Here is a 20,160-nt window from a genome sequence, read left to right on the forward strand (position 1 = left end):
ACCGACATGCCGGAAACCCAAAAACAACCCAGATTAAGCGAGTTGACCGCTGACGGCCCGCGAGCACGCCCCTACCTGCGGATTCGGGTCTGAGCCTTCCGACGACGGCACCAAGGGCGTACGGCGCACTCCCTACGCCCCCAGTGTCGAATCAGCCGGGCACGCCCAACCCGCCATGTTCAGACACCACCCAGGCACGCCTCGGGCAGTTCACGGACCACTGGGCGCGCCTCCACGCGCCCCACAGGCTGTCCACCGACCACCCCGCAGGACTCACGGTGTGGGCAGCCAACCCACCTTCCCCGCCAGCAGGGCGTATCCGACGAACGCCCCTATGTCGAGCAGCGCGTGTGCCGCCACCAGCGGACCGACCCGCCCCCAGCGCCGGTACAGCAGCACGAAGACCACGCCCATGACCATGTTGCCGATGAAGCCGCCGATCCCCTGATACAGGTGGTACGAGCCGCGCAGCACCGAACTCGCCACCAGAGCGGCCATCGGCGCCCACCCCAACTGGCTGAGTCTGCGCAGCAGATAGCCGACGACGATCACTTCCTCCACCACGGAGTTCTGCAGCGCGGACAGGATCAGGACCGGGTATTTCCACCACACGTCGGGCAGCGATTCCGGGACCACGGTCAGGTTGAAGCCGGTGGCCCGCGCCGCCAGATAGAAGGAGAGCCCGGCACTTCCGATCCCCGCCGCCACCATCACGCCCCGCCCCAGATCCGGCCACGGCCTGGTCCGGTCGAAGCCGATGGCGCGCAGGCCGGAGCCCTCCCTGATCAGCAGATGCGCGACAAGGGCGACAGGCACCAGAGCCGTCGCGATACCGAAGAGTTGCCAGGCGAGATCCAGCCATGGGCGCCCCGGTGCGTGTGAGCTGTTGAGTATCGCGGCCTGTTCCTTCAAACCCCCCGGTTTCGTCAGCGATCCGACAAAACTGATCAGGGCAGACACCCCGCTGGCCCCCAATGAAAGAGCCAGCACCAACATCGTTTCGGACCGCAGGATCCGTCGCGACACAGCCTCTTGACGGAAAGAATCAGCCACGTACCCCGCCTCCATCTGTACACCTGCCTTGAGTTGTGCATTCACGCCCCATACCGCTCCCCGTCCCGCTAGGGTCTCGAATGCAGGTACGAAGATCATGCGCGACAGGCCGGGGGACGACCACCATTGGCAATGGTGTGGTCCCCCTTTTCCTTGTTCATCCTCAAGGAGGGGCACCACCGACATGGGACGTCACAGCTTGCCCGACGACTACGCGACCGATGGCAGCGGGGACAGTTCCCCGCCGCGACGTCGGCGCACCGTCGTAATCGCGACCACGCTCGTCCTCGCCGTGGCGGCGGGCACGGTGGTCGCGGCGCAGGCTGGTCTGCTGTCGTTCTCGAAGTCCTGTGAGGACTCCGCCGTACGCCTTTCCATGGTGGCCTCACCGGACATCGCCCCCGCCATGCGCGCCGTCGCCGACGAGGCGCGTAAGGACGATGTCAGATCCGACGGCCGCTGTCTGTACGTGCAGGTGGTCGCCCGCGACTCCTACAAGGTCGCCGGTGCCCTCTCCTCCGGGGCCGGTATCCCGGACTACCAGGTCTGGCTGCCCGACTCCGATCTCTGGCTCGACCGGGCCAAGGGCTCCGGTGACGGCATCCCGATCACACCGGGCGATTCCATCGCTTCCTCCCCCGTCACCCTGGCCATGGTGCCGCCGGCGGCCAAGAGGCTCGGCTGGCCGAAGAAGAAGTACACCTGGGCCGAATTGACGGCCGCGACCATCGACTCGGACAAGGTGCGCCTGGGTTCGGCCGACCCGGCGCGCAGTGCCACCGGTCTGCTGGCGCTCTCCAGCATCGGCGCGTCCTCCGAGAAACAGGGCGGCGACAGCGACACCCGGGTCGCGGCGACCGCCAAACTGCTCGCGCAGCGCATGTCCGACGGTGACACCCAGGTGCTGGAGACGCTGGCGCAGAACGATTCGGGCGCGGAGCAGGGCAATCCGGCACACAACCAGGCGGTGCTCCTCTCGGAGCAGGCCGCGTTCGCGCACAATGCGGAGTCGACCGGCGGCGGCAGGCTCGATCTCTTCTATCCCAAGGACGGCACCCCGCTGCTCAACTATCCGTACACATTGGTCGACGAGACAAAGATGAGTACGTCCGAGGGCCGGGCGGCGCTCCGGTTCATGACGCTGCTGAACGAGCCCGGTGCGCAGTCCACCCTGCGGAAGTATGGCTTCCGGAACGTTGACGGAACGGCCGGGGAGTCTGTGGTCGCGTCGGCGGGCGGCAGGAAGCCTCAGCCGTACGCCACCGCGGCCGCCGCCGCACCATCGGCCGACGAGCTCCGGCAGACGCTCGGCATGTGGACGATCACGGTGCAGAGCGCGCGACTGACGACGGTCGTCGACGCCTCGGGTTCGATGGCCACGATCGTGCCGGGGCGCAACCAGTCCCGGATGGATGTCACCAAGGCATCCCTGATCCAGGCGCTCAACCAGTTCACGCCGAACGACGAGATCGGGCTCTGGGAGTTCGCCACCACGCTCGACGGCGACAAGGACTACCGCAGGCTGGTGCCGACCAGCCGGCTCGGCGACCCGGCGAAAGGCGGCGGCACCCATCGCGAGAAGCTCGCCGCGGCCTTCGCCACGCTGCAGCCGGTGCCGGGCGGCGCGACCGGCCTGTACGACACCGCTCTGGCCGCGTACAAGGACGCCCAGGCGACATATGTGAAGGGCAAGTTCAACGCTGTGGTGATCCTCACCGACGGTTCGAACCAGGACAACCGGTCCATCTCGCGCAGCGCTCTGATCGCGGAGCTGAAGCGGATCGCCGACCCGGAGCGTCCGGTGCCGCTCCTCGCCATCGCGGTCGGCCCCGAGGCCGACCGCGATGAGGTCGACGAGATAGCGAAGGTGACCGGCGGCGGGGGCTACCAGGTCACCGACCCTGCCGACATCCAGGCCGTGATCCTGCAGGCTGTCATGACGGCCGGACAGAGTAATCACGCCGCTCAGGAGTAGTGCTCCGCCCGGTGACGGGACACGACAGCACGCGCCGGCACAGGCCACGACGGGGGCGAGGCACGAGGACAACGCCGGATGTCGGCGCCCGCGACAACAGGGTCGCAGGCACAGGACGGACGCAGGACGCAGGACGCAGGACGCAGCGGACATCGGTACCCGGCCACGACGAAGTCACATCGCGCGGCAACGGCGACGGACGCCGGCCGCGACCGGGTCACGGCGCGGGGACCCCCGACGGCCAGCTGTGCACGGGTTCGCCGCTGTGCATCAGTTCCGCGTACCGGCGGGTCGTCGCGGCCAGTGCCGCCCGCCGTCCGAGCCCGGCCTCCCGGGCCCGGTGGTAGGTGTCCACCTGCCAGGACGCTCCGTTCACCCGCCGCCTGCAACGCTCCTCGATGACCCCGAGGTAGCGGTCACGGTCCGCGGGCTCGATGTTCCAGGCATCGAGCCCCGCGGCCGCCAGTGGCAGCAGCTCGTCCCGTACGAGCTTGACAGCCGGCACCCGGGTCAGCCCGCCCGATCGACCCGCCCGGGGCCACATCAGCTCTGCGTCGATGCCGTGTCGGCAGGCGGTGTCGAAGTTCTCCGCCGCTGCGGAGAACGGGAGCCTGGTCCACACCGGCCGGGACTCCTCGGCGAGCGCCCGTACGAGCCCGTAGTAGAGCGCGGCATTGGCGATCACATCGGTGACGGTGGGGCCGGCAGGCAGGACCCGGTTCTCCACCCGTAGGTGGGGGACGCCATCGGCCAGCCCGTACACGGGACGGTTCCAGCGGTAGACCGTACCGTTGTGGAGCACGAGCTCCTGCAGCCCCGGCACCCCTCCCTCGTCGAGCACCCGCAGAGGTTCCTCCTCGTCAAGGATCGGCAGCAGTGGCGGGAAGTAGCGCAGGTTCTCCTCGAAGAGCTCGTACGCCGATCCGACCCATCGCTCGCCGAACCAGGTCCTGGGCCGCACCCCCTGGTTCCGGAGTTCGGGCGGTCTGGTGTCCGTGGCCTGCTGGAAGAGCGGCGGTCTCGATTCCCTCCACAGCTCCTTGCCGAACAGGAAGGGCGAGTTGGCGCCGACGGCGATCTGAACGCCGGCGACGGCCTGCGCCGCGTTCCATACGGCCGCGAATCGCGCCGGTGTCACCTGCAGATGCAGCTGAACCGAGGTGCAGGCGGCCTCGGGAGTGATCGACGAAGAGGTGGAGACCAGCCGCTCCACCCCTTGGATATCAAGGTGGAAATCCTCGCCCCGCGCAGCCACCATTTGATCGTTCAGCAGCGTGTAGCGCTCCGCGTCCGAGAGGTTCGCCGCAACGAGGTCCGCGTGACCCAGAGTGGGAAGAATTCCGATCATCATGATCCCGGCATCGACCTCGCCCGCCTTCCGATGGGCATATCCGAGGCCGGTCCTGAGCTCTTCGGCCAGCTGATCGAAAACGCGTCCGTCCAAGCGGTGCGGGACTATGTTCACTTCCAAATTGAACATCCCGAGTTCGGTCTGGAAATCACGGCTCGCGATGCGCGGGAGCACCTCGCCATTCATCATCTTCGGCATGCCGTCGGCGCCGGCCAGATTCAGCTCGATCTCCATACCCATGAGGTTGCGGGGTCGGTCGAACCTCTGCTCCGCCAGGAGCCTCTCCAGCCCCTCCAGGCACTGGTGAAGCTTCCTCCGGTAACTCTGCCGATCGGACAGGTCAAAGGCGCCCGACACGACCTTCTCCCCCATCGAAGCGTCCCTCCCTCAGGTGGGCGGCCCGCGGCTCAGGCCGCTCGCGTCAGGATCGATAATGCCCAGGCCGGGTGATCCATAACGCCCCTACGAACGTCGCACACCCAGTAATCTGAACGCGGGTGTCCGGGGCACATTCCCTCGGCATGATGCAGTACGCGGTTTCCTCCGTCCGGCAGGCCACGAAAACGGCGACGCGTTTCGGCCGTCCGCGCCCGGGAAAGATCCCTGGCGGCAGCTGTGCCGCTGACGCCAAATCGGCAGAAATTCCGCATAATAAAGTCTTGATACCGCCTTGTCAGCAATACCTACGACAGCTAGTGGAATCACTGAGCGAACACGTGTCGTATAAACTTCGCGGACGAGGCAGAGAGATGACGCACCGGCCCAGTCACCGGCCTCCTCTGGCCCCGCACGCCGACAGCGCCGTCTGCACCCGCCCACGCACCACCGTGTCTCCGAAGTGAGAGGCGACCCACTATGCCGCTGCATGTTCCCCCGGCCCCCGCGCCCGCTCTGCGCAGCGTTCTCGCGGCACTCGGTTCACCCACCGCAGTCCGCGAGGCCCGCACACCTGCTCTCCGATCGGCCCAGGGACCGCTGAGCCCCGAACTCCCGCTCCCCGTCCATGTACTGGATCGGATCGGACCGGGCGGGCTGGCACCCGCCACCCGGCTCGCCGCGTGGCGGTTCCTGATCCGCACTTCGGAACAGGCCGTCGCCGCGGCGGACACCATGCTCACTCCGGACGGCTGGACCTTCTCGCACTTCTTCGAGGGCCCCTACATCGCCTCGACCGAACTCGCCCTGTGCCAGGCCGAGACGGTGACACCGCACTACCAGCCGCGGCTGCTGTCCATTCCGGAGCTTTACATGCTGGCACTGTGGCTGCACGCCGACATCGAAGCCGACGCGTCCGGCGGGGCACTCGCCCCCGCCGATCTGCTGGTACCGCTGGCACCCGCCCCGCCGGGCATCGCGGCCCATCGCCCGCACCGGGTCGCCGATCTGCTTCGCGTGATGACGCTGCGCATCACCCCGGGCCTCGGCCCCCTGCTCGGCTCACCGGCCTGACAAAGGCCGCCTCCCGCACATCACCGCACTGTGCCCCGCCACCGCTCGGCGAATTCCGGGTGGCGGGGCACAATGCTGCGGGGCGCACTCGATGCCCATCCGGACTAGCCCGGTCCGGCCACCCCGAACCACCCGAAGGGACAGTGCAGTTGCGGTGAACCGTCCGGCCGGGTGACGCGTCATCGGAGTAAGGAGAAGTGCTGCTGCGAAATCCCTGCGGATTGACGCCCGTAGGGCAACACTGGGACCGAACCGATCGATACGGGGGGGGCGGCCATGAACATCTCGTCAAGCCGCAGGACATTCACTACAACGCAGCGAAAGAACCCTTCCATGTGCCAGCACCAGCCACCATGCCCGACCGCCGACTCAGCCGACCGGGAGGCCGCCCGCCTTACGGCACACCATCCGGAGCAGGGCTGGAGCCTGCTGTGCAACGGCGTCCTGCTCTTCGAGGACACCGGTGAGCTGCTCCCGGACGGGCAGATCATCGCCCCGCACCGGCCCCTGGGAACGGGCCGGGCGATGAAGGCCGCCTGACCCCGGCCGGTAAGAACGGGGGCCGGCCCGGAGCATGCTCCGCACCGGCCCCGACGCATGTCCGCGTCACATACTGTCGCTCATGCCTCAGTTGTCGTACTCGTCCAGCGGCGGGCAGGAGCAGACGAGGTTACGGTCACCGAAGGCACCGTCGATCCGGCGCACCGGCGGCCAGTACTTGTCGGCTGCCGAGACTCCGGCCGGGAAGACCGCCACCTCACGGCTGTAGTCGTGCTTCCACTCCCCGCCCAGCATCGCCGCGGTGTGCGGAGCGTTGGTCAGTGGGTTGTCGTCCGCGCCCCACTCGCCCGACGCCACCTTCTCGACCTCGCCACGAATGGCGATCATCGTGTCGCAGAAGCGGTCGAGCTCCGCGAGGTTCTCGCTCTCGGTCGGCTCGATCATCAGCGTCCCGGCGACCGGGAACGACATGGTCGGCGAGTGGAAGCCATAGTCGATCAGACGCTTGGCGATGTCGTCGACGCTGACGCCGGTGGACTTGGAGATCGGCCGCAGGTCCACGATGCACTCGTGTGCGACCAGCCCGGCCGGGCCGGTGTACAGGATCGGGTAGTACGGTTCGAGACGCTTGGCGATGTAGTTGGCGGCGAGTACGGCGACCTGCGTCGCGCGCTTCAGCCCCTCCCCGCCCATCAGGCGCACATACGCCCAGGAGATGGGAAGGATGCCGGCCGATCCCCACGGAGCGGCCGAAATCGGTCCGACACCGGTCTCGGGGCCCGCCGCGGGCTGCAGCGGGTGGTTCGGAAGGTACGGTGCGAGGTGCGCGCGCACACCGACCGGACCGACGCCGGGACCGCCGCCGCCGTGCGGGATGCAGAAGGTCTTGTGCAGGTTCAGGTGCGAGACGTCGCCGCCGAACCGACCCGGCTTCGCGAGGCCGACCAGGGCGTTGAGGTTGGCGCCGTCGACGTACACCTGGCCGCCAGCGTCGTGCACCTCGGCGCAGATGTCAGCGACGTGCTCCTCGAACACGCCGTGCGTCGACGGGTACGTGATCATGAGCACAGCAAGCTCGTCACGGTGCTTCTCGATCTTGGCGCGGAGGTCCTCGACGTCGACCTCGCCGTCGTCGGCGGTCTTCACCACCACGACCTTCATGCCGGCCATCACGGCACTGGCCGCATTGGTGCCGTGCGCGGACGACGGGATGAGGCAGACGGTCCGCTGATCGTCGCCGTTGGCCCGGTGGTACGCGCGCACCGCCAGGAGGCCGGCGAACTCGCCCTGCGATCCGGCGTTCGGCTGGATCGAGACCGCGTCGTAGCCGGTGACCTCGGCGAGGCGCTCCTCCAGCTCGCGAATGAGGGTGAGGAAGCCCTGTGCCTGCTCGGCCGGCGCGAAGGGATGCAGCGCGCCGAACTCGGGCCAGGTGATCGACTCCATCTCGGTGGTCGCGTTCAGCTTCATGGTGCAGGAGCCGAGCGGGATCATGCCGCGGTCCAGGGCGTAGTCCCGGTCGGCGAGCTTGCGCAGATAGCGCAGCATCGCCGTCTCGGAACGGTGCTGGTGGAAGACCGGGTGGGTGAGGATCGCGTCGGTGCGCAGCAGAGCCTCGGGCAGTGCGTCGGCAGCGGCCGCGTCCAGCGCCTCGATGTCCCCGTCGGCACCGAAGGCGGCCCAGACGGCGGCGATCTGCGTACGGGTGGTCGTCTCGTCGCAGGCGAGGGAGACCAGGTCGGCGTCGACGAGCCGCAGGTTGACACCACGTTCGCGAGCGGCGGCCACGATGTCGGCGGCCTTCCCCGGGACGCGCACGGTGAGGGTGTCGAAGTAGGCGCCTGTCACCACGTCGAGGCCCGAGGCGCGCAGGCCCTCGGCCAGGATCGTCGCATAGCGGTGCGTGCGCTGAGCGATCGTCCGCAGCCCGTCCGGGCCGTGGTAGACGGCGTACATCCCGGCCATGACGGCGAGCAGCACCTGAGCCGTACAGATGTTGCTGGTGGCCTTCTCGCGGCGGATGTGCTGCTCGCGAGTCTGCAAGGCCAGCCGGTAGGCCTTGGTGCCGTCCGCGTCGACGGAGACGCCGACGAGGCGGCCGGGCAGGCTGCGGGCGAACTTCTCGCGCACGGCCATGAACCCGGCGTGCGGTCCGCCGAAGCCCATCGGCACACCGAAACGCTGCGTGGTGCCGACGGCGATGTCCGCGCCCAGGTCACCCGGTGAGGTGAGCAGGGTCAGGGCCAGCAGGTCGGCGGCGACCGTGACGATCGCACCGAGGCCGTGGGCCTGCTCGATGACGGGCTGGATGTCGCGCACCGCGCCGGAGGCACCGGGGTACTGCACCAGGACACCGAAGACACCGCGCTCGGCGATCTCCGCCGGGATGCCGTCGGTGAGGTCGGCGACGACGACCTCGACGCCCGCCGGCTCGGCGCGGGTCTCGATGACGGCGATCGTCTGCGGCAGGGCGTCGGCGTCGACCAGGAAGACGCCGTTCTTGACCTTGCCGCCGCGCCGCGAGAGCGCCATGGCCTCGGCGGCCGCGGTGCCCTCGTCGAGCAGGGAGGCGCCGGAGGTGGGCAGCCCGGTCAGCTCGGCGACCATCGTCTGGAAGTTGAGGAGCGCCTCCAGGCGGCCCTGCGAGATCTCCGGCTGGTACGGCGTGTAGGCCGTGTACCAGGCGGGGTTCTCCATGACGTTGCGGAGGATCACCGGAGGGGTGAAGGTGCCGTAGTAGCCGAGCCCGATCATCGGGGCCAGCACCTGGTTGCGGTCGGCGAGGGCGCGCAGCTCGGCGAGGACCTCGGCCTCGGTGCGGGCGGTCGGCAGCCGGAGTGCCTCCGCGCTCTTGATGACATCGGGCACGGCTGCCGCGGTGAGCTCGTCCAGCGAGCCGTAACCGACCTGGGCGAGCATCTTCGACTGAGCCTCGGCATCGGGACCGATGTGGCGCTGCTCGAACGGAATGCCCTGCTCCAGCTGGGAGAGCGGAGTGCGGCGGGGGGTCATGGTGGAGGCCTCCTGGTCTGTCACGACCTGCGAGGGGCACCACGGCGTGGGTGCCCGGACGGCCTCCCCCTCTGTCATCTCAACCTGAGAGCTTCACCGGCGCACCCTGCGGCGTACCGGCTTTCACCGTCGGTGAGGGAGGGAACCGCATCGGCACGCGGCCGCACGGAACCCGCCCTGCTTTCCAGAGTGACCTCGTCCGTGCGGTACGGGGGCCTGAGAGATTCCGGGGAGGATTTGCTCCTTCGGCGCCTTCGGATCAGCTCCGGAGGACTCTCCCGCACGGGTTCAGCGGCCGGTACCAGCCTACCAGCGGGGTTCGTGGCGCCGTTCTCGAGTGGCCAACCCCCCGGATCTGCACTTTTGTAGTGCTTGTGGAGTAGCCGCGACCAGTGGGAGGGATCGTGCAAACCGACATCGATCCGCGCAGCCTGATCGGCCGCAAGGCGTTCGACCGCAAGGGCACCAAGATCGGAACCGTGGACGAGGTGTACCTCGACGACGCGACCGGTGTCCCCGAGTGGGCGGCCGTACGCACCGGACTCTTCAGCCGGGACGCGTTCGTCCCGCTGGAACCCAGCGAATTCGTGGAGGATTCGCTTCATGTCCCCTTCGACCGTGGGCTGATCAAGGACGCACCGGACTTCGGAGTCGGCCGCCATCTCTCGCCGGAACAGGAGCTCCAGCTCTACCGGCACTACGGCCTGGACTCCCCCTTCGAGGAGACCGGCCCGGACAGGGACTTCGGCAGACTGGCCGGCCAGGACGAGTAGTCCACCGGGTTCCGGACCAGCGGCAACGGCTCGGCTGGCTGCAGGGCCGGATCGTCGATCCGGAACGTACGTACCCGGCCGGGCGCCGACTCCGGTTCCTCGAACCGCACCGTCACCCGGCCGATGCCGCTGCCCTGCACCCAGCCGTGGCCGTACGTGTCGTGGCGTACGTCGTGTCCGGCGGGCCAGCGTCGTGCCGCGCGCTGCTCGGCGCCGGCGGGGGACTCCTCCGGAGCACCGCTCACGGGTTCCTCTCCATGGCCCTCCGCCGCCGTGTCCTCCTCGGCCGCTTCCTCGGTCGCGGCCCGCTCACCGGCGGCCTGCGCGAAGAGGTCCTCCTGCGTGTAGTCGGCGAGCCCCGTGACGCCCACGCCGAGGAGCCGTACGCCTCCGGTGGTGTCCACAGCCTCCAGGAGCCGCGCGGCGGCCTCCCGGACCACCGTGGGGTCGTCCGTGGGCCCACGAAGCGTCTCGGACCGTGTGAGCGTGGAGAAGTCGTACCGGCGCACCTTCAGCACCACCGTCCGCCCGGACCGCCCGGCCCCCCGCAGGCGCCCGACACATCGGTCGGCCAGCCGCTCCACCTCCGTCCTGACCCGCACCCGGTCGTGCAGGTCCGCGTCGAAGGTGTCCTCGACGGACACCGATTTCGCGTCCCGCTCCGCGACCACCGGCCGGTCGTCGTACCCGAGCGCCATGCGGTGGAGCGAGCCCCCGTGCGCCTTCCCCAGCAGGCGGACGAGCTCCGCCTCACCCGCCCCGACGAGGTCGTCGACCGTCGTCATCCCGGCGCGGCGCAGATGGTCCGCCGTCGCGGGGCCGACGCCCGGAAGGATCCGTACCGGCATGGGTGCGAGCAGTTCCCGCTCCGTGCCCGGTTCGATGAGCCGCAGCCCGTTCGGCTTCGCCTCCTCCGAAGCGATCTTGGCCAGCATCTTGGAACCGGCGAGCCCGACCGAACCGGTGAGCCCGGTGACCGCTTTGATGGCTGTACGCAGCTGCTCGCCGATCTCCAGCGCGGAGGCCGCGTCATCGGCCGCCCCGCCTGCCTCCAGGTCCACGAAGGCCTCGTCGAGGCTGAGCGGCTCCACCAGTGGGGAGAGCCGCCCCAGCAGCTCCATCACCTGGTCGCTGACCGTCCGGTACAGCAGGAAGCGCGGCACCAGATAGGCCGCGTTGGGGGCCAGCCTCCGCGCCTGCGCCGTGGGCATCGCCGAGTGCACCCCGAAGCGCCGCGCCTCGTACGAGGCGGTGGCGACGACTCCCCGGGGCCCCAGCCCGCCCACCACGACCGGTTTGCCGCGCAGACTGGGCTTCGACGCCTGCTCGGCGGAGGCGTAGAAGGCATCCATGTCGAGATGCAGGATGGTGGGCGCGGCTCTCACATCAACCGATGCTGCCCTACGGCACTGACAATCGCCGCGCCCGATTCCGGGACAGGGTCAGCCGGCGCGGTTGCGTCGCCGCGCGAGTTCATCGGTGGGGTTGTTCCCGATCAGTGTCTCGCCGGTGTCCACCCGCTCACCGTGCAGCTGTGACAGCGCCGCATCGACGTCCTGCCACACCACGCCCACAGCGATACCGAAGACCCCCTGGCCGCCCTGGAGCAGACTGACGACCTCGTCCGGCGAAGAGCACTCGTAGACCGTCGCCCCGTCGCTCATCAGCGTCATCCGCTCAAGGTCCTGGAATCCGCGGGCCCGCAGGTGCTGAACCGTGGTGCGAATGTTCTGCAGCGCGACGCCCGTGTCCAGGAAACGCTTCACGATCTTCAGCAGGACGACGTCCCGGAAGCTGTAGAGCCGCTGAGTGCCCGAGCCGTATGCGGGACGCACGCTCGGCTCGACCAGCCCCGTGCGGGCCCAGTAGTCGAGCTGCCGATAAGTGATCCCCGCAGCCGCACAAGCCGTCGGCCCCCGATAGCCGATGTCGTTGGCCGATGCCACGCCGCCCCCCGCCACCGCCGCCGCTTGAACCGGTTGCCTGATGGTGCGGCCGGCTGTACTCCCCTGCTGCGGATACGGCCCACCGGCTGCCGTACCGTCGCCGCTGCTTCTCACGCCGACCTCCGTCCTTGACCTGCCATCTCGAAGGTAGGCAGTCACTCGGGGTGCGTCAACGATCGCCACACTCGGCACGCCGAGTGATAATCACCCTGAGGGTGGTTTCCCGTGACGTGTGAGCGGGAAAGGCTTGTCGGATGCGCTGACGGCGGCCCCGCAGAACGGTTACTGACTGTTGGTCCCGAAGTCCTCCGGTGAGATCTGGTCGAGGAACTCGCGGAACTTCTCCACTTCGTCCTCCTGCTCGTCCGGAATGGCGATGCCCGCGTCGTCCAGCACCCCGTCACTGCCGTAGATCGGCGCTCCGGTGCGCAGGGCGAGCGCTATGGCATCGGACGGCCGTGCGCTCACCTCGACCCCGCTGGCGAAGACCAGCTCCGCGTAGAAGACCCCTTCCCGCAGGTCCGTGATACGGACCTCGGTGAGCTCCTGGCCGACGGCCTCAAGCACATCCTTGAAGAGGTCATGGGTCAGCGGCCTGGCCGGTGCCATGCCCTGCTGGGCAAAGGCGATCGCGGTCGCCTCACCAGGACCGATCCAAATGGGGAGGTACCGGTCGCCTCCCACTTCACGCAGGAGCACGATCGGTTGGTTGGAGGGCATTTCCACCCGGACACCCACAACGTCGAGCTCGTTCACACAGCAACCCTAGGACGTGCTCGGCAGGTTTGGGTAGTCGGGCACCGACATGATCAGTGGAACCGGACCCGCAGAGCCGTCTGCACCAGGGCCGAATGAAGCCGAACGGACAGCTCTCCGAGCTCCCGCGCCGTGGCCTCTGCGTGTGCTCTGGTCTGCGGATTCCGGTGTCGGCGCAGGGGTGCGACCACCTGCTCGACGAGTCCGGCCTCACGGTCCGCGGCCGCTCGCATGGCGCGCAGGTGACGCGGTTCCAGACCGAATCGGCCCAGATCCGCCACAAGCTTGGCCACCGTGACCATCTCGGCCTCGTATCCGCCGTCGGAGGCCGGAACGACCAGTCCGTACGACTCCCACTCAGCGAGGTCACTCTCGGTCACCTCGGCAGCCGCGAGCAGTTCGGCTCGGCCGATCCGGGCTGCGGTAGCCCGTCCGGGCTCCGCCTCCCAGCTGCCGTCGGTCAGATCCCGCGGTCCGCCTCCGGACGGCAGGGCGGACTTCTCACCGCGGGCGAGTGCGTCCAGATGCTCCCGGATGACCTTCAGCGGTAGATAGTGGTCCCGCTGCATCCGCAGCACCTGAGCCAGCCGATCCACGTCGGCCCCACGGAACTTGCGGTAGCCGGAGGGGGTCCGCTGCGGCTCGACGAGCCCTTCGGCCTCCAGAAAGCGGATCTTGGAGATCGTCACCTCGGGAAACTCGTCCCGCAGCTGCAGGAGCACCGTACCGATGCTCATCGGGCGGTCGTCGGCGGTGGCGGTGCCGGTCACGGCACCGCCCGTCGGTGTTCTCAGCATGGACCTTCCCTGACGGGTCAGATGCCCCGCTGGCTCGCATAGAAGACCAGCCGGTACTTGCCGATCTGCACTTCGTCGCCGTTGGACAGTGCGACGGAGTCGATGCGCTCACGGTTGACGTAGGTGCCGTTCAGGCTGCCGACGTCCCCGACCGTGAAGCTGCCGTCAGGCATCCTGTGGAACTCCACATGCCGCCGCGACACCGTCACGTCGTCGAGGAAGATGTCGCTCTGCGGGTGACGGCCGGCCGTGGTCAGCTCACCGTCCAGCAGGAAGCGGCTGCCGGAGTTCGGACCACGTCGCACCACCAGGAGCGCCGAGCCGAGCGGAAGAGCGTCGACAGCTGCCTGTGCCTCGGGCGAGAGGGACGGTACGGGCGTCTGCCCGGTGGCCTCCGCCTCGTACGCCTCCAGACCGGAGATGGAGATGGTCGAGGTCGTCTCCGAGGCACGCTCAGGAATCCCGCCCCTCAGCGGCGCACCGCAGTTGGAGCAGAAACGACTGGCCTCGGCGTTGCGATGCCCGCACCTCGTACAGACCGGCATGGACGAACCCTCCTGCCTCGGGCTGAACCCTCCACCCGTACTTGAGGTTGACGGTTCTCCGAAACCTATGCGGCCGGCACCGGCGGGGTCAACGGACGACGCGCCGGAAACTCCCGAATTGTCACCGCTCGAACCGGACACCTGATCGCGGTAGAGCGGGCGCTCCGAGCCCTGCTCATCCGCCTGGCCATGGCGTGGTGCGCGATGGCGGGCAGCCTCGTCGCGAGCGCTCTTGCCGAACAACTTCCCAAACAACTTCACGGGCGATTCCCCTTGACCGAAATAGACCCGCCCGTGGGGCAGGACGAACCCTGAATGAACACACCTGCCGACCCGGACATCTTCACAACGTCCGTATCCACTCGACAGTTTCCACCACGCACCACCTTTACGATGCGCCGACCCCCCGCAACCTCCCGCCCGTGTCCTTCGACCCCTCCGAGCCGCCGCCTCACTGGGTCGACGACCGAGCGTAGTCAGGCCGCTTCGCCGGTCGCAAGACATCCACGACGATGTCGTCGGCCGGCTCCACATGCACGGTGGCCTGCTCCTTCTCCAATGTCTGCACCACACCCCCGGGGATGTTCAGCGCCGGCTCCAGATCCTGGGGCTTGCCGATCACCTTGAACACATACGGCGCGGTGATCTTACGGTCGTCAACCTTGACATGGCCGCCGTCACCGGAAAAGTACGTATTGGCCACCACCCTCACCCCGTTGACCTCGATCGCCTCGGCGCCCGCCGCGCGCAACTCCTGGAGCGCGTCGAGCAGCATGTCCGCCTTGACCCCGTCCCCGGGGTCGTTGACCGTGAGCGTGATCCCGGGACCGTGTGCTGCGACGGTGCCCGCGAGGATACCGAGTTGCCGCTCCTTCTCGACCGTCTGCTTGCGCGCCTCCTCGGCCTGGTCGGAGCTGTTCTCCAACTCCGTGCGCTGAGCGTCGAGGCGCTGCTTCTCGTCCTCCAGACGCTGCGTACGGTCGTCCAACTCGTCGAGGATGCGGACCAGGTCCTCCTGACGTGCACCGCGCAGCGCGCTGTTGTCACTGTTCGAGCGCACCTGAATGGCCAGCCCGAGACCGAGGACGAACAACAGCACCGCGACGATGAGTTGGGCTCGTGTCACTCGCGGTGGCCACAGCCCGGCGATCAGCCGTTGGCGCCCGGTGAGCTCCTTGGCGGCACCGGCCGGCTGCTCGCCGGTGCGCTCCTTGTCGCTGGGAAGTTCTTCGTTGTTCATCGGCCTCAAGCCCGGAAGACGTGCCGTCGGATGGCCGCGGCGTTGGAGAAGATCCGGATCCCGAGCACGACCACCACACCGGTCGAGAGCTGTGCTCCGACACCCAGCTTGTCACCCAGGAAGACAATCAGCGCGGCCACCACGACGTTCGACAGGAACGACACGACGAAGACCTTGTCGACGAAGATTCCGTCGAGCATGGCCCGCAGACCACCGAAGACTGCGTCGAGGGCAGCCACGACGGCGATCGGAAGATAGGGCTCGACCACCGCCGGCACCTCGGGCCGGACCAACAGTCCGACCACGACTCCCACGACGAGGCCCAGTACGGCGATCACGATGTGCCCTTCCTTGTGTCTGCCGCACCACTGCCGGTGTCTGCGGCCTTATAAGGCTCTGCTGTTCGTACGATCAGGCTCGGCGCGACCGGGAGGCTCACCTTCTGCTGCACGGACATGCTCGTCCGGATGCCGAAGGCGTCCTTGAGCGCCTGCAGATACTGGCCGTCGGCACTGGCCTGGAATGCGCTGCTGAGCGGCTTCCCGTCCCCCGCCGCCAGCACCGTGTACGGCGGCACGAGCGGTCTGTTGTCGACCAGTATGGCGTCGCCGGCCGCGCGGATCGCCGACAGTGCCGTCAGCCGCTGCCCATTGATCGAGATCGCTTCCGCGCCGGACTGCCACAAGCCGTTGACGACCCGCTGCAGGTCCCGGTCACGAACCCGCCCGGTGTCGGTGAATCCGCTGGTCTCCCTCGGCCCGCCACCGCCTTGATCGGCGTCCTTGGCGTCGTCGACCACGAGTTTCACGCCGGGCCCCTCCACCGGCGTCGCCCCGACGAGCAGCGCCACCAGCTCTCCCTGGTCCCCGCCGTGCTTCTCCAGCGCCTTGCGCTGGCGCCTGCCCACATCGTCCCGGAGCTTGTCGACCTGCGACTCAAGGGTGTCGGCCGCCGCCGTCTCCCCGTCGATACGATCGATCAGTTCCTCGCGTTCCTTGGCGAGGACCGGCGCGGAGACACGTGCCTGCGCAGCCCCGAGCGTGACGACGAGGGCAGCGAGCACCAGACATGCGGCGAGACCGAGCTTCGACTTGAGCGTGCGGGGCAGACCCGCGCTTCCGTCAGCCTTGCGACGTGCCGATGCCTCGGCGTACCCGTCGTCCAGGCTGTGGTCCATCACGTTGGTCAGCAGCGACATGGACGCGTCGGGGCGCGCTCGTGGCGGGGCGGTACTCCGATCGGGGGTCTGCTGCGACATGCCGCACATCGTCGCACGTCGCCACCGCTACCGCCGAATGGCCCCACCGGTGTGCCCGGAGACGTCGCAGTACGCCACCGGGCACACCGATGAAACCCTCACTGACCTGCGCTGTCCACGACTCCAGCCCATTCGTCCAGCAGTGCCTGCGCGGAGGCGTCGTCCGGACCCTCGGCCCACAAATGGGTGACCGCTTCGGCCGGGTCCGGCAGCACCATCACCCATCGCCCGTCGGCTTCGACGACCCGCACACCGTCGGTCGTGTCGACGCTGCGGTCCCCGGCAGCCTCGACGACCCGCCGCATGACCATGCCCTTCACCGCCCAGGGTGTGGCCAGATCACGACGCAGGACATGGGCACGGGGAATCCGGGCATCGATCTGACTCAGGGTGAGCTGGGTCCTGGCGACGAGCCCGAGGAGTCTCACGAAGGCGGCGGATCCGTCGAAGACGCTGCTGAATTCCGGAACGATGAAGCCGCCGCGACCGTCTCCACCGAAGATGGTGCCTTCCTCCCGTCCCACGCGCGTCAGATCGTCGGGCGACGTCGTCGTCCATTCGACCTGCGTGCCGTGGTACGCCGCGACCTGCTCGGCGACCCGGGTCGTGGTGACCGGCAGCGCCACCCGCCCGCTGCGCCGCTCGGCCGCCACGAGGTCCAGCATCACCAGGAGGGCCCGGTCGTCCTCCACGATCCTGCCCCGTTCGTCGACCAGGGAGAGCCGCTCGCCGACCGGATCGAAGCGCACACCGAACGCGGCTCGCGCCGAGGAAACGATCTCGCCCAGCCGCACCAGTCCCGACCGCCGGGTTTCGGCGGATTCGGTGGGCCGTGATTCGTCGAGCCCCGGGTTGATCGTCAACGAGTCCACACCGAGCCGTCCCAGCAGGCTGGGCAGAACGAGGCCCGCACTGCCGTTGGAGGCGTCGACGACGACCTTGAGACCCGCGTCGGCGATCCCGGCCGTGTCCACGTTGCGCAGCAGCGACCCCGTGTACGAGTCGAAGACGCTGGACGGGAAGTGCAGATCCCCGATCTCTCCCGGGAAGGCCCTGCGGTACTCCTGACGGGCGTACACCCGGTCCAGCTTCCGCTGCCGCGCCTGGGAGAGATCGGCACCCCGCTCGTCGAAGAACATGATGTCGACCGAATCGGGCACACCGGGAGACGTACGGATCATGATGCCGCCGGCGCTTCCCCGCGCCGTCTGCTGACGCGCGACGGGCATCGGTACGTTCTCCAGGTCCCGTACGTCGATGGCACTGGCCTGAAGCGCAGAGATCACCGCTCTCTTCAGCGCACGCGCACCACGGGAGTGGTCACGTGCGGTGGTGACCGTCGATCCCTTCTTGAGGGTCGTGGCATACGCTCCGGCAAGCCGGACCGCCAGCTCCGGCGTGATCTCGACGTTCAGAATCCCGGACACTCCACGGGCTCCGAAGAGATGGGCCTGTCCGCGTGATTCCCAGATCACCGAGGTGTTGACGAAAGCTCCGGCCTCGATGGTCTTGAACGGGTATACGCGAACATTTCCCTGAATGATCGATTCCTCGCCGATCAGACACTCGTCCCCGATGACCGCGCCGTCCTCGATGCGGGCGGCCCGCATGACGTCGGTGTTCTTACCGACCACGCATCCGCGCAGATTGCTGTGCTGGCCAATATAGACGTTGTCGTGCACCACGGCTTTGTGCAGGAAAGCGCCGCTCTTGACGACCACATTCGACCCGATGACCGTGTGCTCTCGAATCTCCACCCCGGCTTCGACTTTCGCGTAGTCCCCGATGTACAGGGGGCCCCGCAATACCGCGTCAGGATGTACCTCCGCACCTTCTGCGACCCATACTCCTGGCGAGATCTCGAAGCCGTCGATCTCGACGTCTACCTTCCGCTCAAGGACGTCGGCCTGGGCCTTCACATAGCTCTCGTGGGTACCGACGTCCTCCCAGTAGCCCTCGGCGACATAGCCGTAGATCGGCTTGCCTTCCTTCATGAGCTGCGGGAAGACATCACCGGACCAGTCCACCGAGACATCGGCTTCGACGTAGTCGAACACCTCGGGTTCCATCACGTAGATGCCTGTGTTGACCGTGTCCGAGAAGACCTGACCCCAGGTTGGTTTCTCCAGGAAGCGCTCGACCTGGCCCGCCTCGTCCACGATGGTGATGCCGAATTCCAGAGGATTCGGCACACGAGTCAGGCACACCGTCACCAGACCGCCTTTTTCCTTGTGGAAGGCGATGAGGTCGGTGAGATCGAAGTCGGTGAGCGCGTCGCCCGAAATAACGAGGAAGGTGTCGTCCTTCAGTGCTTCCTCGGCATTCTTCACGCTCCCCGCGGTACCGAGCGGCTTCTCCTCGTTGGCGTAACTGAGCTCCATCCCGAGCTCTTCGCCGTCCCCGAAGTAGTTCTTGACCAGCGAGGCGAGAAACTGGACCGTCACGACGGTCTCGTTGAGCCCGTGCCGCTTGAGCAGGCGAAGCACATGCTCCATGATCGGCCGATTGGCGACGGGCAGAAGCGGCTTGGGCATGCTTGAGGTCATGGGGCGAAGACGAGTGCCTTCGCCACCAGCCATCACGACGGCCTTCATGTCGGAAACGTCCTCCTTGAAGAGACGACGGTCAAGCCGACTTCGCCCGTCGGGGCGCCATGCGGGTCATCAGCGGCGGGTCGGCCACACTGCACGACACCGCGTCAACGAGCTCAATCGGCTACTGCATCCGCCTTGACGAGCCGGCGGACCTGAACCACGTAGAGGATCCCTGCCCACCAATAGAGCGTTGTACCCCAACCTGCGAACGCCCATCCGAAAATGGCGGCCAGCGATGCAAGCCAACCACTTCCGTCACTGAGCAGCAACAAGGGGAACGCGTACATCAGGTTGAACGTGGCTGCTTTCCCCAGGAAGTTCACCTGGGGCGGCGGATAGCCGTGCCGCCGGAGAATTCCCACCATCACGAGGAGCATGAGTTCGCGTGCGAGAAGGGCTGCGGTGAGCCACAGCGGCAGGATCTCCCGCCAGGTCAGCCCGACGAGGGTCGAAAGGATGTAGAGGCGGTCCGCAGCAGGGTCCAGAAGCCGGCCGAGGCTGCTGATCTGGTTCCACCGGCGAGCGAGCTTACCGTCGAGGTAGTCGCTGACACCGCTGAGCATCAGCACCAACAGGGCCCAGCCATCGCTTTTGGGCCCGCCGAACTCGGGGCGAAGAATCAACCACAGGAAGAGCGGAACCCCGACAAGGCGCGCCATACTGAGGATGTTGGGGATGGTGAGTACCCGGTCCGTCTGAACCCGAGTCTCCTGGACCTCCACCCGGGGGCCTCCTGTGAAGAACGTGCCAATGATGCCCCCTGACCCTACCGTCAGCCGCCATCAGCAGGCACACGGGGGTAACGCAAGCGTCTCGTGAACGCAGAAAAGCCCCGTGCCACAAGGGCACGGGGCTTTTCCGTAAAAGGAGTTCGGCGGCGTCCTACTCTCCCACAGGGTCCCCCCTGCAG

At 67.8% G+C, this 20,160-nt stretch carries 17 protein-coding genes and 1 riboswitch; of the genes, 4 read left to right on the forward strand and 13 right to left on the reverse strand.

Translation table 11 applies throughout. The features are described 5' to 3' along the window. Window positions 1–273: 273 nt before the first annotated feature. On the reverse strand, window positions 274–1,068 hold the full coding sequence (locus ABZ826_RS35970) for a CPBP family intramembrane glutamic endopeptidase (RefSeq protein WP_361458334.1): 795 nt from the start codon (window positions 1,066–1,068) through the stop codon (window positions 274–276). Window positions 1,069–1,237: 169 nt separating this feature from the next. On the opposite strand from ABZ826_RS35970, the gene ABZ826_RS35975 reads away from it, so the two are divergent. Further along, window positions 1,238–3,028 (forward strand): substrate-binding and VWA domain-containing protein, encoded by a 1,791-nt coding sequence (locus ABZ826_RS35975; protein WP_361458289.1) that lies wholly within the window; start codon window positions 1,238–1,240, stop codon window positions 3,026–3,028. Between the two features lie 217 nt (window positions 3,029–3,245). Here the strand turns inward: ABZ826_RS35975 and ABZ826_RS35980 are convergent, their stop codons facing one another. Then, entirely contained in the window at window positions 3,246–4,751 is a 1,506-nt protein-coding gene (locus tag ABZ826_RS35980) for a glutamate-cysteine ligase family protein (protein WP_361458292.1), read from the reverse strand. Between the two features lie 483 nt (window positions 4,752–5,234). Here ABZ826_RS35980 and ABZ826_RS35985 point away from each other — a divergent pair, with 483 nt between their 5' ends. Both ABZ826_RS35985 and ABZ826_RS35990 read left to right on the forward strand, forming a co-directional pair. Next, the gene (locus tag ABZ826_RS35985; protein ID WP_361458295.1) at window positions 5,235–5,828 is read left to right on the forward strand and encodes a hypothetical protein; all 594 of its coding nucleotides are present in this window, start codon (window positions 5,235–5,237) and stop codon (window positions 5,826–5,828) included. A 333-nt stretch (window positions 5,829–6,161) separates the two neighbouring features. Beyond that, window positions 6,162–6,368 (forward strand): DUF5999 family protein, encoded by a 207-nt coding sequence (locus ABZ826_RS35990; protein ID WP_361458298.1) that lies wholly within the window; start codon window positions 6,162–6,164, stop codon window positions 6,366–6,368. An 87-nt stretch (window positions 6,369–6,455) separates the two neighbouring features. On the opposite strand, the gene gcvP is transcribed toward ABZ826_RS35990, so the two are convergent. After that, window positions 6,456–9,341, reverse strand: a complete 2,886-nt coding sequence (gene gcvP, locus ABZ826_RS35995; RefSeq protein ID WP_361458301.1) for an aminomethyl-transferring glycine dehydrogenase — start codon at window positions 9,339–9,341, stop codon at window positions 6,456–6,458. A 194-nt stretch (window positions 9,342–9,535) separates the two neighbouring features. Further along, a riboswitch (glycine riboswitch) is annotated at window positions 9,536–9,632 on the reverse strand. A gap of 113 nt (window positions 9,633–9,745) precedes the next feature. Here gcvP and ABZ826_RS36000 point away from each other — a divergent pair. Continuing rightward, on the forward strand, window positions 9,746–10,114 hold the full coding sequence (locus tag ABZ826_RS36000) for a PRC-barrel domain-containing protein (protein ID WP_361458304.1): 369 nt from the start codon (window positions 9,746–9,748) through the stop codon (window positions 10,112–10,114). On the opposite strand, the gene ABZ826_RS36005 is transcribed toward ABZ826_RS36000, so the two are convergent. The 10 genes from ABZ826_RS36005 to ABZ826_RS36050 all read right to left on the reverse strand — a co-directional run bounded on the left by ABZ826_RS36005 (window position 10,039) and on the right by ABZ826_RS36050 (window position 19,972). After that, entirely contained in the window at window positions 10,039–11,499 is a 1,461-nt protein-coding gene (locus tag ABZ826_RS36005) for a DNA polymerase IV (protein WP_361458307.1), read from the reverse strand. The genes ABZ826_RS36000 and ABZ826_RS36005 overlap by 76 nt on opposite strands. Window positions 11,500–11,556: 57 nt before the next feature. Continuing rightward, the gene (locus tag ABZ826_RS36010) at window positions 11,557–12,174 is read right to left on the reverse strand and encodes a MerR family transcriptional regulator (RefSeq protein WP_361458310.1); all 618 of its coding nucleotides are present in this window, start codon (window positions 12,172–12,174) and stop codon (window positions 11,557–11,559) included. A 168-nt stretch (window positions 12,175–12,342) separates the two neighbouring features. Continuing rightward, the gene (locus tag ABZ826_RS36015; protein WP_361458313.1) at window positions 12,343–12,816 is read right to left on the reverse strand and encodes a bifunctional nuclease family protein; all 474 of its coding nucleotides are present in this window, start codon (window positions 12,814–12,816) and stop codon (window positions 12,343–12,345) included. Window positions 12,817–12,869: 53 nt separating this feature from the next. Beyond that, the gene (locus ABZ826_RS36020; protein ID WP_361458316.1) at window positions 12,870–13,613 is read right to left on the reverse strand and encodes a MerR family transcriptional regulator; all 744 of its coding nucleotides are present in this window, start codon (window positions 13,611–13,613) and stop codon (window positions 12,870–12,872) included. A 17-nt stretch (window positions 13,614–13,630) separates the two neighbouring features. Continuing rightward, window positions 13,631–14,419: an FHA domain-containing protein gene (locus ABZ826_RS36025; protein WP_361458319.1), complete on the reverse strand. Its 789-nt coding sequence runs from the start codon at window positions 14,417–14,419 to the stop codon at window positions 13,631–13,633. A 190-nt stretch (window positions 14,420–14,609) separates the two neighbouring features. Beyond that, window positions 14,610–15,398: a DUF881 domain-containing protein gene (locus ABZ826_RS36030; protein WP_361458322.1), complete on the reverse strand. Its 789-nt coding sequence runs from the start codon at window positions 15,396–15,398 to the stop codon at window positions 14,610–14,612. A gap of 5 nt (window positions 15,399–15,403) precedes the next feature. Next, the gene (locus tag ABZ826_RS36035) at window positions 15,404–15,736 is read right to left on the reverse strand and encodes a small basic family protein (protein ID WP_003970459.1); all 333 of its coding nucleotides are present in this window, start codon (window positions 15,734–15,736) and stop codon (window positions 15,404–15,406) included. Continuing rightward, complete coding sequence (locus ABZ826_RS36040) at window positions 15,733–16,656, reverse strand: DUF881 domain-containing protein (RefSeq protein WP_361458325.1); 924 nt, start codon at window positions 16,654–16,656, stop codon at window positions 15,733–15,735. The genes ABZ826_RS36035 and ABZ826_RS36040 overlap by 4 nt, the downstream gene beginning before the upstream one ends. A gap of 98 nt (window positions 16,657–16,754) precedes the next feature. Further along, window positions 16,755–19,250: a mannose-1-phosphate guanyltransferase gene (locus ABZ826_RS36045; protein WP_361458328.1), complete on the reverse strand. Its 2,496-nt coding sequence runs from the start codon at window positions 19,248–19,250 to the stop codon at window positions 16,755–16,757. 113 nt (window positions 19,251–19,363) lie between these two features. After that, the gene (locus ABZ826_RS36050) at window positions 19,364–19,972 is read right to left on the reverse strand and encodes a CDP-alcohol phosphatidyltransferase family protein (RefSeq protein ID WP_361458331.1); all 609 of its coding nucleotides are present in this window, start codon (window positions 19,970–19,972) and stop codon (window positions 19,364–19,366) included. Between the last annotated feature and the right edge of the window lie 188 nt (window positions 19,973–20,160).

The organism is Streptomyces sp. NPDC047515 (assembly GCF_040643055.1).
In the GTDB taxonomy this organism is placed as follows: Bacteria; Actinomycetota; Actinomycetes; order Streptomycetales; family Streptomycetaceae; genus Streptomyces.